The following is a 14,067-nucleotide window of genomic DNA, read 5'->3' as shown; positions in this document are numbered from 1 at the left end:
CGGGCGCGCCCGCCCTGCCCTAACCGCTTCAGCCGATCAACCCGGCGAGATGCTGCCACAAGCCCACCTTGCCCAGATCGTTGAACGTCACGACCAGGAACAAGCACAGGATCGCCGCCAGCCCGCCGCGAAAAGCCCATTCCTGGATCGCCGGCGTCACTGGACGCCGCCGCACAGCCTCGATCGCGTAGAACAGCAAATGCCCTCCGTCGAGCATGGGGACTGGCAAGAGGTTGATGAACCCCAAATTAATGGAGATGATCGCGACCAGCCAGATGAAGTCCGGCCAGCCCATGCTGAGCTGCTCCCCGGAGAATTTCACCATGCCGACGACCCCCGACATGTCCTTTATCGGACGCCGGCCGGAGATCAGCTGGCCAAGCCCCTGGCCGGTCTGCCTGACCAACGCCCAAAGCTCCCTGGAAGCGACGCCCGGTGCCTCCAGCACGCCGACTCGCACGAAAACGGGCTGGGCGGCGCGAACCCCCAGCATCCCGATATCGCCTTCGTTGCCGAACTTGTCCTTGACGTGGCGCTTGCCGATCACGGTGTCGCTCGCCATCGCGACGCCGTTACGGTCGAAATCGATCCTGACCCGCTCGCCGGCACGAAGCTGGACGTAATAGGCCAGATCCTCGAACGTCTCGACCGCGCGGCCACCCAGCGCAGTGATCTTGTCCCCGGCCTTCAGCCCGGCCGCCGCGGCGGCGCTCCCCGCTTCCACCCCGGCCACGGTCGATGGCGTGCGATTGTCGCCATAGGCCAGCGCGAACCCCATCAGGATCAGCAAAGCCAGGAAGAAATTGGTCACCGGACCAGCCAGCACGACGATCGCGCGCTGCCACAAGGGCTTGGCCTGGAAGGTGCGGGCGCGCTCCGCCGGCGGCAGCGCCAGCCAGGCGGGGTCGGGCTGGCTCGCCGGGTTCATGTCGCCGGCGAAGCGGACATAGCCGCCGAGCGGAATCCAGCTCAGCTTCCAGCGGGTGCCGCGTTTGTCGGTCCAGCCGGTAATCTCCGGGCCAAACCCGATCGAAAATACTTCCGACTTGATGCCGAACAGCCGCGCGGCGAGGTAATGGCCGAGCTCATGGAAAAAGACGAGCGGCCCCAGCAACAGCGCGAAGCCGACAATGTACAGGATCAGGCCGGGACTCTGCATCAGGTAACGCAATCCTCTACACGCTCGCCCGCGATGGTACGCGCTTCATCATCTATAGCCAGTACGTCGTCCAGTGTCTCGGGCGCGGGCGGGTCGTAGCGGTCGAGCGTATCGGCGACGATTGCGGCAATTTCGAGGAACCCGATCTTTTCGGATAGAAAAGCCGCCACCGCGACCTCGTTGGCGGCATTGAGGATCGCCGGGCGTGCGCCGCCCGCGGTCAGCGCGCGCCGTGCAAGCGCCAGCGCGGGAAAACGCTGATCGTCAGGCGCTTCGAAATCGAGCCTGCCGACCGCGACCAGATCGAGCGGCGCCATCGGCGTCGCCATCCGCTCGGGCCAGGCGAGGCAATAAGCGATCGGCGTGCGCATATCGGCCGGCCCCAGCTGTGCAAGAACCGATCCGTCGGCATATTCGACCAGCGAATGAACCAGCGACTGGCGATGCACGATGATCTCGATACGGTCCGGGTCGACTGGGAACAGCCGCGCCGCTTCGATCAGCTCGAGCCCCTTGTTCATCATCGTCGCCGAATCGACCGAGATCTTGGCGCCCATCGTCCAATTGGGATGCGCCACTGCCTGTCGCGGCGTCACGTCGCGCATGCGCTCCAGGCTCCAGTCGCGAAACGGTCCTCCGCTAGCGGTCAGGATGATGCGGCGGACGTGTTTCGCCTGGGCGGGATCGAAACATTGAAAGATCGCGTTGTGCTCGGAATCGGCGGGTAGCAGCGTCGCACCGAAACGCCGCGCGGCGTCGACGACCAGCTCTCCCGCCGAAACCAATGGCTCCTTGTTGGCGATCACCACGGTGCCGCCCCGCTCCACCGCCGCCATCACCGGACGCAGCCCGGCGCACCCGACGATCGCGCCGACGGTGAGATCGGCCCCAGACTGCGCCGCATCGCACACCGCTTGCGCGCCGCCCGCGACGCTGGTCTCGGTACCGCGCAACGCCTCGCGCAGCGCCGGCAGACAACTTTCATCGGCGACCACCGCGAGTTCCGCGCGCGTCCGCCTCGCCGCCGCGGCGAGGCGATCGACGTCGCAATTGGCAGTGAGGGCGCGCACGCTGAAGCGATCGGGCTCACGCTCGATCAGGTCGAGCGTGGATGTGCCGACCGATCCGGTCGCACCGAGAATGGTCACGGTCTTCATGGGCGCCAGACGTAGAGGAGAGGAACGATGACGACCAGGAAGGCGGCGACCGGCGCCACCGGTACCAGCCCATCGAGCCGGTCGAGCGCGCCGCCATGGCCGGGGAACAATGCGCCGCTGTCCTTCCTGCCGGCGCGGCGTTTGAGCCAGCTTTCGAACAGGTCGCCGCCTTGGGCGAGCAACGCTAGGAACGGAGTCGCCAACGTCAATCGCAGCGCCAGGCCATATTGCCAATGCAGGACCCAGCCGAACGCGGTCGCCAGCGCGATGCCGCCGATCAGCCCGGCCCAGGTCTTGTTGGGGCTGATCATCGGCGCGAGCTTGGGGCCGCCGATATATTTGCCGGCGAAATAGGCGCCGATGTCGCACATCCAGACCAACGCCAGCGTCCACAGCGCGTAGATCAGCCCGAACTCGCGGTTTTCGCGAATGACCAGCAGCGCCAGGACCGGCACGCCGACATAGATCATGCCCAGCCCCAACGCCCGGGGCTTGAACACCGCGGCAACGAACACCGCCGCTGCCCCGACGACCCCCAAAGCAAACCAGCCCGGCCCCCAGGCGGCAGGCGACATCACGGTCAGCGGGACGACCAGGGTCAGCATCGCGCCGCGCTTGTCGCGCGCCGTGGCGCCGACCAGATCCGCCCATTCGGCAATCATGATCATCGCCATTGCCGCGACGACCAGCCAGAATATCCAATGGCCAAGCACGATCGCCGCGAGCGCCAGCGCCATCAGGCCCAGGCCTACGGCGGCGCGGATCAGCAATTCGGAAGGGCGCTTCGCAGGGCGCGCGGGACGATCGCTCACAGGCCTCCGAAACGACGTTGGCGCCGCCCGAAAGCGGCAATCGCCTCGCTCAACGTTTCGGCATCGAAATCGGGCCATAAAGTGTCGACGAACAGCAATTCGGCATAGGCCGCCTGCCACAACAGGAAGTTCGAGAGGCGCTGCTCGCCCGAGGTGCGGATCAACAGGTCGAGCGGCGGCAGATCGTGCGTATCGAGCAGGTTTTCGATTGCCTGGGTATCGATATCCTCGATCGCCATGGTGCCGTCGCGGACACGGCGCGCCAGTTCCCGGGCGACGCCGGCCAGTTCGGCTTGCGACCCGTAATTGAGCGCGATCGCCAGCAACGGGCCGGTATTGGCCGCTGTCCGTCCTGTCGCATCGTCGATCATCGCGACCAGATCGGGAGAGAAGCGGCGATAATCGCCGATCACCCTCAGCCGCACATTCTCCCGGACCAATTCGTCGAGGTCGCTGCGGATGAAGTGCCGCAGCAATCCCATCAGATCGCCGACTTCTTCCTCGGGGCGCCGCCAGTTCTCGGACGAAAAGGCGTATAGCGTCATCGCCTCGATCCCCATCGCGCGGGCGGCGCGGGTGACCTTGCGAACCGCCTCGACGCCCTGGCGGTGCCCGGCGAGACGCGGCAGGTGGCGCTTTTTCGCCCAGCGTCCATTGCCGTCCATGATGATGGCGATGTGGCGCGGCAACACCGCGCTCGAATCGGCCCGCGCCACATCGGTGACGGCCACCGGCTTCACTGGCCCAGAATTTCCTTTTCCTTGGCCGTCGCCGCCGCGTCGATATCGGCGATCGTGCTGTCGGTCAGCTTCTGCACCTCGGTCTCGTGGCGCTTGCGCTCATCCTCCGAGAACACGCCCTTCTTCTCATCGGTCTTGAGCGAATCCATCCCGTCGCGACGCACGTTGCGCGCCGCGATCCGCGCCTTTTCGGCATATTGCCCCGCCAGCTTGGCGAGCTCCTTGCGGCGCTCCTCGGTCAGGTCAGGGATCGGCAGGCGTAGCGTATTGCCGTCGTTGATCGGATTGAGGCCGAGACCGGCCGATCGGATCGCCTTTTCGACCGGACCGATATTCGATTTGTCCCACACCTGAACCGACAGCATGCGCGGCTCGGGTGCGGAAACGGTCGCGACCTGATTGAGCGGCATATGCGATCCGTACACCTCGACCGTCACCGGATCGAGCAAAGCGGTCGACGCGCGGCCGGTCCGCAACCCGCCGAGATCGTGCTTCAGCGCTTCGACCGCACCCGCCATGCGGCGTTCCAGATCGGCCTTGTCATAGGCGGCCATGTATCATCCTTCCCTTTGTACCACCGTCGAAACGCCCTCTCCGCGCAGCACCGAGGCAAGATTGCCGGGCTCGCGGATGTTGAACACCACGATCGGAATATTGTTGTCGCGGCACAAGGCGATCGCGCTTGCGTCCATGACTTTCAGATTGTCCGCGAGCACCGTGTCGTAACTAACTGTTTCATAACGTTTTGCTGCCGGATCTTTCTTCGGATCGGCATTGTAGACGCCATCGACCGACGTGCCCTTGAACAAGGCGTCGCAATTCATTTCGGCCGCGCGCAGCGCAGCACCGCTGTCGGTCGTGAAGAAGGGCGAGCCGACGCCCGCCGCGAAGATCACCACGCGGCCTTTTTCAAGGTGACGCATCGCGCGCCGACGGATGAACGGCTCGCATACCGATTGCATCGGGATCGCCGACTGCACGCGGGTATCGACTCCGACCTGTTCGAGCGCGTTCTGCACCGCCAGCGCGTTCATCACCGTCGCCAGCATACCCATATAATCGGCGGTCGCGCGCTCGATGCCCTTGGCCGCGGCGGACAGCCCACGAAAGATGTTGCCGCCGCCGACCACGACGCACAATTCGTGCCCGGCATCCCTGGCGTCCTTGATCTCGCCCGCGACGCGCGCGGTGACCATCGGGTCGATCGCCAAGCCCCCATCGCTCATCAGGACCTCGCCCGAGAGTTTCAGGAGGATGCGTTTATAGGCGGGGCTGGACATCTACACCTTCGGGTCGTGAAGTGGCGCGGACCTTAGGAGCGCTGCGCTCCGAAGCCAAGCGGTTAGCGGATACGAAAAAGGGCCGCGCCTCGCGACGCGGCCCCTTCTTCGGTCGAGACGTCGGATCAGGCCGGCTGAGGCACGCCCGACGCCGCCGCGACTTCCGCCGCGAAGTCCGATTCTTCCTTCTCGATGCCTTCGCCGAGCTGGAAACGGACATAGTCCTTCAGCGCGATCGGCGAACCCGCTTCCTTGGCGGCCGCGGCGACCACGTCGGAGATCTTGGTCTTGCCGTCCATCACGAACAGCTGGCTGACCAGGGCATTCTCCTTGCGGTACTTGGCGATCGCGCCGTCGACCATCTTGGCGACGATCTCGGCCGGCTTGCCGCTCTCCGACGCCTTTTCCTGGGCGATCGCGCGCTCGCGCTCGATCACCGCCGGATCGAGGTCTTCCTCGTTCAGCGCCAGCGGGAACGCCGCCGCGATGTGCATCGCCAGCTGCTTGCCGAGCGCTTCGAGCTTGTCGGCCGGAGCCTCGCTCTCGAGCGCGACGAGCACGCCGATCTTGCCCAGGCCCGGTGCCTGCGCATTGTGGACATAGGGCACGACCGCGCCCTTGCTCACTTCGAGCTTCTTGGCGCGACGCAGCGTCTGATTCTCGCCGATCGTCGCGATGTTGTTGGTCAGCACTTCCTCGACGGTCTTGCCGCCCAGTGATGCCGCCTTGATCGTCGCGATGTCATCGCCCAATTCGAGCGCGACCGAAGTCACGTCGCGGACGAAGGTCTGGAACTGATCGTTCTTGGCGACGAAGTCGGTTTCCGAATTGACCTCGACCGCGGCACCCTTGGTGCCCGAAACCTCGACTCCGACCAGGCCCTCGGCCGCGGTGCGGCTCGATTTCTTGGCGGCAGCCGCCAGACCCTTGGTGCGCAGCCAGTCCAGCGCGGCATCCATGTCGCCGCCGGCTTCGCCAAGCGCCTTCTTGCAGTCCATCATGCCCGCGCCGCTCTTTTCGCGCAGGTCCTTGACCATTGCTGCCGTGATGTCGGCCATGTTTTCGATCCTTCTAGTCAGAATGTAGTTGCGGGCGAGGCGGGGCGTTGTCGCCCTACCCCGCCCGCATGACGGTTAGGCGACGGCTCAGGCGTCGATCTGACGCTCGGCCTCGGCCGTCATTTCGGCCTGCTGGGCCGCATCGGCGACGACAGGCTCTGCGTTCAGCGCTTCCTCGACCGGCGCCTCGACCTGGGCACCCAGGTCGACGCCGGCATTGGCCTGGCGCTGCTGGCCGCCACGGGTAGCGGCGATGGCGATCGCCTCGCAATAGAGGCGGATCGCGCGGGCCGCGTCATCGTTGGCCGGAACCGGGAATGCGATGCCGTCGGGCGAAACGTTCGAATCGAGGATCGCGACGACCGGGATACCCAGCGTGTTGGCTTCCTTGATCGCCAGCTCTTCTTTGTTGGCGTCGATCACGAACATCACGTCCGGAACGCCGCCCATGTCGCGGATGCCGCCGAGCGACAGCTCGAGCTTGTCCTTCTCACGGGTGAGCTGCAGCACTTCCTTCTTGGTCAGGCCGTGCGTGTCGCCCGAGAGCTGCTCTTCGAGGCTCTTGAGGCGCTTGATCGAGTTGGAGATCGTCTTCCAGTTGGTGAGCATGCCGCCCAGCCAGCGGTGGTTGACGAAATGCTGTCCGGCACGACGCGCGGCGTCGGCGATCGGCTCCTGGGCCTGGCGCTTGGTGCCGACGAACAGGACCTTGCCGCCCGCCGCGACCGACGAGCTGACGAATTCGAGCGCACGCGCGAACAGCGGCACGGTCTGCGACAGGTCGATGATGTGGACGCCGTTGCGATCGCCGAACAGATACGGCTTCATCTTCGGGTTCCAGCGGTGGGTCTGGTGGCCGAAATGTGCGCCCGTTTCGAGCAATTGCTGCATGGTGACGACAGGTGCCGCCATAGGGATAACTCCTTCCGGTTGTTCCTCTGGGAAGCGGGGACCGAAAATCCTGTAATTCCCCGCGCCAATCATGGCGGAGGCAGGTCCGGCACCGGGTTATGATGCTTCCCATGCGGGTTTGAGGCGCGGCCCCTAGTCCAAAGTCCCGGGAAAGGCAAGCGGCTTGGACACACACTCGTCCGACACGCATCGATCCGCCGCGGCAATATTCATGCTATGTTCCGATTTTTCGCTTGACGATCGGAACATCAACAGAACATACAGCGATCATCCACAGGACGCGGAACATCTGAATCGTCCAGTGGTTGGTTCAGCACGGATCGCGATCCGCCAAAAGGGGAAGCCGCAATGTTCACTTTCGTTGCTATCCTGATGTTCGCTGGTGCGCTGGTCGCGGCGGGCGCGACCATTTATTCGACCATCGTCCCGGCTTTGCCCAGCATCCAGGCCGCGCTTGCCGGCAAGGGGCGCGGGTCAATCGTTCCGCCACTACCGCCACGCCATGCCGCGACGACGATCAGGGTAACGGTGCGGCCGGTTTCGGCGCAGCCGACATATTGGCGCGCTGCCGCCTGATCCGCGCATAATTGCGCGCGCTAAACGGGATCAGCGCCAGATATACCAGGCAAAGGCCAATCAGCGTGTGCCAGGGCGCCGAAACGAGCGCGGCGCCGATCACGACGATCACCGCCAATGCCTCGAACCGGATGCGGCGCCTGAGCCTGAGCGCTCCCCAACTGAAGGTCGCGATGCTGGAAATCATCAGGAAGGCGATGAACGCCATCCACGGCGCCACCAGCCAGGGCGAGCGCAGCCAGGGCTCGCCGGTGATGAACCAGAGATAGAGCGGCAGCATCGCGCCGATCGCTCCCGCGGGCGCGGGAATGCCCGTCAAATAGCCGGCGGACTTGCGCGGCTGTTCGGTGGCGTCGATCTGGGCGTTGAACCGCGCCAGCCGCAGCGCGCAGAATACCGCGAAGACCAAGGCACAGATCCAGCCAAAGCGCGGTGCGTCGGTCAGCGACCAGAGATAGAGGATCAGCGCCGGTGACACGCCGAACGAGATGGCGTCGCTGAGCGAATCGAGCTCGGCACCGAATCGGCTGGTGCCGCGCAGCATCCGTGCAACCTGCCCGTCGACGCCGTCGAGCACGCCGGCGACCAGGATCATTACGACCGCCATCTGCCAGTCGCCACCGATTGCGAATCGCACGCCGGTCAGTCCGGCGCTTAGCGCGAGCGCGGTCAGCGCGTTCGGGGTGATCGTCCGTAACGGCAGACCCGAGGTCGGCCGTCGCAGCCGTCGCGGGCGCGGCGGTCTCACTGCGTGACGCCGCTCATCGTTTCACCGCCGATCCGGCCAATGATCGTCTCACCCGCGATAGTGCGCTGGCCCAGGATCACCTGACAGGCCGTGTCGGCGGGCAGGAACACGTCGACCCGGCTGCCGAAGCGGATCAGTCCGATGCGCTGGCCGGGGGCGACCATGTCGCCTTCCTTGACGAAGGCGACGATCCGGCGCGCGACGAGCCCGGCGATCTGGGTAAAGCCGATCAGCCGGCCATCCTTGCCTTCGACGACGAGGTGCTGGCGCTCATTCTCTTCGCTTGCCTTGTCGAGGTCGGCGTTGAGGAACTTGCCCGAAATATAGACGACGCGGCGGATGATCCCCTGGATCGGCGTGCGGTTCACATGGACGTCGAACACGCTCATGAAGATCGAGACGCGGATCAGCGGGGCCGTGCCCAATATGTCGAGCTCCGCCGGCGGCACGACCGGCTGGATCATCGTCACCAGCCCGTCGGCCGGCGCGATCACCAGGCTGTCGTCGCGCGGCGTGACGCGGATCGGATCGCGGAAGAAGGCGGCGACGCCCAGCGTCAGGAACGCCAGCGGCCAGAACAGGACTTTCCAGATGACCAACGACAGCAATGTCGCGACGGCGGCGATGATGACATAGCGCCGCCCTTCCGGGTGCATTGCCGGAAAGCGCCACTTGACGGTGGTCGTGCCGATTTCCGGCGGATCGAGTGAAGGCATGCGCGTCGTCTAACCGTGTTGCCTGTGCGGTACAATGCACGGGAAGCAGGTTGGGCTCCACTCGCGACGTTGCGGGCTTGGGTCTGTACTCGCTTAACGCGAGGTCGTCACGGAGCCGATTTTGGTGTCCGGCTAGAAGCAAGGAGGGAGCGATGCTTATAGCATCGTGACCGACGCGCGACGACGATGAACAGGTCGCCGTGTCCCCCGGACACGGCTAAAACTGCCGGGGGCAGTTTTACCTGTTCATGGTGCCAAAATCGGCCCGCCGCTTCGCGGTTGCCCGCAGGAACCCGCCGAGCGTCGTCGCTTGCTTGCGCGTAGCTTTAAGCTACGCGTCTGCGCTGCGCTCCTCGTCGGCGGGCTCTCGCGGGCAATCACGATCCTCGCGCTAAGCGAGTACAGACCCTAGCGCTTGACCCCCCTCCCCGCTTCACCCTAGAGGCCCGACCAAACCCCATCAGGAAAGCGGATATGGCGAAGATCAAGGTGAAGACGCCCGTCGTGGAGATCGACGGCGACGAAATGACGCGGATCATCTGGGAATGGATCCGTGAACGCCTGATCAAGCCGTATCTCGATATCGACCTCGATTATTACGATCTCGGCATCGAGCATCGCGACGCGACCGACGACAAGGTCACCGTCGACAGCGCCAAGGCGATCCAGAAATACGGCGTCGGCGTGAAGTGCGCGACGATCACCCCCGACGAGCAGCGCGTCGAGGAATTTCACCTCAAGAAGATGTGGAAGTCGCCCAATGGCACGATCCGCAACATCCTGGGCGGCGTCGTGTTCCGCGAGCCGATCGTGATCTCCAACGTCCCGCGCCTGATCCCGGGCTGGACCAAGCCGATCGTGGTCGGCCGTCACGCCTTCGGCGACCAGTATCGCGCCACCGACTTCCGCGTTCCCGGTCCGGGCAAGCTGACCATGACCTGGGTCGGCGACAATGGCGACAAGATCGAGGAGGAAGTGTTCCAATTCCCCTCGTCGGGCGTCGCCATGGGCATGTACAATCTCGACGATTCGATCCGCGATTTCGCGCGCGCCTCGATGCACTACGGCCTCAACCTGAAGTGGCCGGTGTACCTGTCGACGAAGAACACGATCCTCAAGGCCTATGACGGCCGCTTCAAGGACCTGTTCCAGGAAGTGTTCGAGGCCGAGTTCGCCGACAAGTTCAAGGAAGCGAACATCACCTACGAGCATCGCCTGATCGACGACATGGTCGCCAGCGCGCTCAAGTGGAGCGGCGAGTTCGTCTGGGCCTGCAAGAATTACGACGGCGACGTCCAGTCGGACCAGGTCGCGCAGGGCTTCGGCTCGCTCGGCCTGATGACCTCGGTCCTGCTCTCGCCTGATGGCAAGACCGTCGAGGCCGAAGCCGCGCACGGCACCGTCACGCGCCACTATCGCCAGCACCAGCAGGGCAAGGCGACCTCGACCAACCCGATCGCGTCGATCTTCGCCTGGACCGGCGGTCTCAAATATCGCGGCAAGTTCGACGGCACGCCCGACGTGACGCGCTTCGCCGAGGAACTGGAGAAGGTCTGCATCGAAACCGTCGAAAGCGGCAAGATGACCAAGGACCTCGCGCTGCTGATCGGCCCCGATCAGGCGTGGATGACCACCGAGCAGTTCTTCGAGGCGGTTCGCGAGAATCTCGAAACGCGCATGGCCAGCTGGGCCTGAGTCGACGCCTAATCCTTCTCCCCTTGTGGGAGAAGGATAGCGTAGCTCGGCGGCTCGCCGCCTAGCGAAGCTTGGATGCGGGGGCGGCGCAAAACGCCGCGCGAGCCTTCGGCTCGCCCCCTCACCCTCCCACCTGGCTAACGCCGAGCGGGCCCCACCCTCTCCCGCAAGGGGAGAGGGTGTCACTTACGAGAGGCAGCCTCGGGCGAGCGCACATGCTCGGGACGGAAGCCCATGCCGATGATCTGTGCGGGAATCCGTCGCAGCAGCGGAATGCGATCGAGTAGCTTCGCGGCGAGTGGCGGCCCGTCGAGCGGCTCGGTGTTGGAGAGCAGCGGCGCGATGATCGTGTCCTGCACCATTCGCTGCATTCCCTGGGTCAGTTTGACCGCTCGGATTCGGCGGTCGTACACCTTGTGGAGCAGCGGATCCGGGTCCTCGCCTGCCGCCATCGGCGCGGCCAGGATATTCGCCGCGGCGACCGCATCCTGCACTGCCAGATTGATCCCGACGCCGCCGATCGGTGACATTGCGTGCGCGGCGTCGCCGATCACGAGCAAGCCCGGCCGGTCCCATTTATCGAGGCGGTCCACCGTCACGGTGAGCAGCTTGACGTCGTCCCAGCTCGTCACGCCCTGATCGACCGTCGCGGTTTCCGGTCCGATCGCGCGTACCCGATCGCGGAACGCGTCGAGACCCTCGGCCCTGATCTTCTCGGCGCCGCCCTTGGGGAAAACGAAGGCGCATTGATAATAATCGCCGCGATCGATCAGGACGAACAATATGCCGGTGTCGAACACGCCCATTGTGTCGTTGTCGGGCTTCGCAACCTTGGGAATGCGGAACCAGAAGACGTCCATCGGCGCCCCGATCACCGTCGTGGGCAGGCCGTCGCGGTGCCGCGAATCGCGGCCGTCCGCGGCGATCGTCAGACGCGCGCGGATCTCCTTGCCTTCGCCTGTTCTGACCCCGCAAACCCGCCCGCTTTCCTCGATCAGCTCGGTACCTTCGCAGCTTTGGCGCAGGTCGAACGTGGGATAGCGCCGCGCCGCATCGGCGACGAAATCGAGGAAATCCCATTGCGGCATCAGCGCGACATACGGCGCCGGGACATGAAGGTGCGTCAGATCGACGATCTGCATGTCGCGACCGGCGATCCGCGCGCCCAACCGTTCGATCTTCTGGTGCGGGCGCTGGAGCAATTCGTCGAGCAGCCCGAGCTCGCTGAAGATGCGCAAGGTCGAGGGATGGACGGTATCGCCGCGAAAATCGCGCAGGAAGTCCTTGTGCTTCTCCAGCACGATCGTCCTCAGTCCGGCGCGCGCGAACAGCAACCCCGCGACCATGCCGGCCGGTCCGCCGCCGATAATGCAGATATCCGTTTCAGTCATGACCTGACAAACTCCCTCCGGCCTGCTTTGATACCGCCATGGCGATTGGTCTCGACAACAAAGGGTTCAGCGACGCGCTGGTGATTCTCGGTGCCGCAGGCATCGTGATCCCCGCTTTCGCGCGGTTCAAGGTCAGTCCGGTGATCGGGTTCATCCTGGTCGGCATGCTGGTCGGCCCGGCGGGCCTGGGCGCGTTGGTCGGCCAGCAGCCGTGGCTCTACCACATCACCATCTCCGATCCGCATGCGATCGAGCCTTTTGCCGAGTTCGGCATCACGTTGTTGCTGTTCTCGATCGGGCTCGAGCTCTCGCTGAAAAGACTCTGGGCGATGCGCGGCGCGGTGTTCGGGATCGGCGCGGCCGAATTGCTGGGTTGTGCCGCGGTGATCGGGGTGGCTCTGCTGGTTACCGGAAATCCCTGGGGAGCGGGCCTGGGCCTCGGTCTGGCGCTGGCACTGTCGTCGACCGCCTTGGTGCTGCCGATCGCGGGGACGACCAGTCCGGTGGGCCGAATCGCCTTTGCGATGCTGTTGTTCGAGGATCTGGCGCTGGTGCCGATCATCTTCGGCCTGGGCGCGATGGGCGGGCGCGGCGGGGACATTGTCAGCGTCCTGATCTGGGGCGCGGTGGCGATCGCCGCGATCTTCCTGGTCGGCCGCTTCGTGCTGCCGCGGCTGTTCGCCCAGGCAGCACGGACCAAGAGCCCCGAGCTGTTCCTGGCCATCTCGCTCTTGGTCGTGATCGTCGCCAGCCTCGCGACGACCGCTGCCGGCCTGTCGCCGATCGTCGGGGCGCTGCTCGCGGGCGTGCTGATCGCCGAGACCGAATATCACAACGAGGTCGAGGTCATTACCGCGCCGTTCAAGGGGCTCGCCCTCGGTGTGTTCCTGATCACTGTGGGGATGAGCCTCAGCCTCGACACGTTGATCGATCGTTGGGGCGATTTCGTGCTGGCCTTGCTCGGCGTGGTCGCGGCGAAATCGATCGTTACCTTCGCGTTGCTCAAGCTGTCCAAGGCACGCAACGGCGTCGCCGCCGAAACCAGCCTCCTGATGTCCAGCCCGTCCGAGACGACGCTGATCGTGCTCGGGACGGCCGCCGGCGCCGGTCTCATCGCGCCCCAGGACGCGGCGTTCTGGCAGACGGTGACCGCGCTCGGCCTGACGATCACGCCGGCGCTTGCCGAGATAGGCCATGCCGTGTCGCGCCGTCTGGAAGCGCGCGAGCGGCTCGCTCCCGACCTTCAGCTTGCCGAGGAAGGACCGGGCACCGTGGTGATCGGCTTCGGGCGCGTGGGGCGGATGGTCGCCGACATGCTGCGGGAGCATGGCCAACCCTATATCGCGGTCGAGGCCGATATCGATGCGGTCAACGCAGGGCGGCACGAAGGCTATTCGGTGCTGTTCGGCGACGTGTCGCGCGGCGAGCTGGTCGACCGCCTCAATCTCGGCCGCGCCAAGGCGCTCGTGCTGACGATGGATGATCCGGTACTGACCGCGCATTTGACCAAGCGCGTCCGCGGCTGGGTCCCGAACCTGACGATCGTCGCGCGCGCGCGCGATGCGTCGCATGCTGCGGAGCTCTACCGGGCGGGTGTCACCGACGCCGTGCCCGAAACGCTGGAAAGCTCGCTGCAGCTTTCCGAAGCGGTGCTGGTCGAATTGGGCGTCGCGATGGGACCAGTGATCGCCTCGATCCACGAAAAGCGCGACGAATTGCGCAAATCGATCAAGCAAGAGGCGGGGATCGATCGGGAACCGCGGCTGCGCCGTGCGAGGAAAGCGGACGCTTCCTAAGTCGATCGGTTATATAGAAACGCCTCC

At 65.1% G+C, this 14,067-nt stretch carries 14 protein-coding genes; 3 read left to right on the top strand and 11 right to left on the bottom strand.

Annotated features, from left to right (window positions below; translation table 11 throughout):
* Positions 1-28 precede the first annotated feature (28 nt).
* The 8 genes from SMA01S_RS07080 to rpsB all read right to left on the bottom strand — a co-directional run bounded on the left by SMA01S_RS07080 (position 29) and on the right by rpsB (position 7,118).
* Positions 29-1,162: a M50 family metallopeptidase gene (locus tag SMA01S_RS07080; protein WP_066819948.1), complete on the bottom strand. Its 1,134-nt coding sequence runs from the start codon at positions 1,160-1,162 to the stop codon at positions 29-31.
* Entirely contained in the window at positions 1,159-2,316 is a 1,158-nt protein-coding gene (locus tag SMA01S_RS07075; protein WP_066819772.1) for a 1-deoxy-D-xylulose-5-phosphate reductoisomerase, read from the bottom strand. The genes SMA01S_RS07080 and SMA01S_RS07075 overlap by 4 nt, the downstream gene beginning before the upstream one ends.
* Positions 2,313-3,128, bottom strand: coding sequence for a phosphatidate cytidylyltransferase (locus SMA01S_RS07070; RefSeq protein ID WP_066819769.1), 816 nt, complete (start codon positions 3,126-3,128; stop codon positions 2,313-2,315). Before SMA01S_RS07070 ends, SMA01S_RS07075 begins: the two co-directional genes overlap by 4 nt.
* Positions 3,125-3,868, bottom strand: a complete 744-nt coding sequence (locus tag SMA01S_RS07065; RefSeq protein WP_281179155.1) for an isoprenyl transferase — start codon at positions 3,866-3,868, stop codon at positions 3,125-3,127. Before SMA01S_RS07065 ends, SMA01S_RS07070 begins: the two co-directional genes overlap by 4 nt.
* Entirely contained in the window at positions 3,865-4,422 is a 558-nt protein-coding gene (frr, locus tag SMA01S_RS07060; protein ID WP_066819768.1) for a ribosome recycling factor, read from the bottom strand. The genes SMA01S_RS07065 and frr overlap by 4 nt, the downstream gene beginning before the upstream one ends.
* A 3-nt stretch (positions 4,423-4,425) precedes the next feature.
* Complete coding sequence (gene pyrH, locus SMA01S_RS07055) at positions 4,426-5,148, bottom strand: UMP kinase (RefSeq protein ID WP_066819766.1); 723 nt, start codon at positions 5,146-5,148, stop codon at positions 4,426-4,428.
* Between the two features lie 125 nt (positions 5,149-5,273).
* The gene (gene tsf, locus SMA01S_RS07050; RefSeq protein WP_066819764.1) at positions 5,274-6,206 is read right to left on the bottom strand and encodes a translation elongation factor Ts; all 933 of its coding nucleotides are present in this window, start codon (positions 6,204-6,206) and stop codon (positions 5,274-5,276) included.
* Between the two features lie 87 nt (positions 6,207-6,293).
* Positions 6,294-7,118, bottom strand: coding sequence for a 30S ribosomal protein S2 (gene rpsB, locus SMA01S_RS07045; RefSeq protein ID WP_066819762.1), 825 nt, complete (start codon positions 7,116-7,118; stop codon positions 6,294-6,296).
* A 348-nt stretch (positions 7,119-7,466) separates the two neighbouring features.
* Here rpsB and SMA01S_RS07040 point away from each other — a divergent pair, with 348 nt between their 5' ends.
* Positions 7,467-7,694, top strand: coding sequence for a hypothetical protein (locus SMA01S_RS07040; protein WP_066819761.1), 228 nt, complete (start codon positions 7,467-7,469; stop codon positions 7,692-7,694).
* Here SMA01S_RS07040 and SMA01S_RS07035 read toward each other — a convergent pair.
* The gene (locus tag SMA01S_RS07035) at positions 7,636-8,442 is read right to left on the bottom strand and encodes a CDP-alcohol phosphatidyltransferase family protein (RefSeq protein WP_066819759.1); all 807 of its coding nucleotides are present in this window, start codon (positions 8,440-8,442) and stop codon (positions 7,636-7,638) included. The two genes, SMA01S_RS07040 and SMA01S_RS07035, sit on opposite strands and share 59 nt — an antisense overlap.
* A complete protein-coding gene (locus SMA01S_RS07030; protein WP_066819757.1) occupies positions 8,439-9,158 on the bottom strand; it encodes a phosphatidylserine decarboxylase in 720 nt (239 codons plus the stop codon). The genes SMA01S_RS07035 and SMA01S_RS07030 overlap by 4 nt, the downstream gene beginning before the upstream one ends.
* Before the next feature lie 474 nt (positions 9,159-9,632).
* Here SMA01S_RS07030 and SMA01S_RS07025 point away from each other — a divergent pair, with 474 nt between their 5' ends.
* Positions 9,633-10,853, top strand: coding sequence for an NADP-dependent isocitrate dehydrogenase (locus SMA01S_RS07025; RefSeq protein WP_066819755.1), 1,221 nt, complete (start codon positions 9,633-9,635; stop codon positions 10,851-10,853).
* Between the two features lie 182 nt (positions 10,854-11,035).
* Here SMA01S_RS07025 and SMA01S_RS07020 read toward each other — a convergent pair whose 3' ends face one another.
* Complete coding sequence (locus tag SMA01S_RS07020; protein ID WP_066819754.1) at positions 11,036-12,244, bottom strand: FAD-dependent oxidoreductase; 1,209 nt, start codon at positions 12,242-12,244, stop codon at positions 11,036-11,038.
* 38 nt (positions 12,245-12,282) lie between these two features.
* Between SMA01S_RS07020 and SMA01S_RS07015 the strand changes: the two genes are divergently transcribed.
* On the top strand, positions 12,283-14,040 hold the full coding sequence (locus SMA01S_RS07015; protein WP_066819753.1) for a cation:proton antiporter domain-containing protein: 1,758 nt from the start codon (positions 12,283-12,285) through the stop codon (positions 14,038-14,040).
* The last annotated feature ends 27 nt before the right edge of the window (positions 14,041-14,067 follow it).

It is taken from the genome of Sphingomonas mali NBRC 15500 (genome assembly GCF_001598415.1).
Taxonomy (GTDB): domain Bacteria; phylum Pseudomonadota; class Alphaproteobacteria; order Sphingomonadales; family Sphingomonadaceae; genus Sphingomonas; species Sphingomonas mali.
This window is presented reverse-complemented; position numbering and strand designations above follow the sequence as displayed.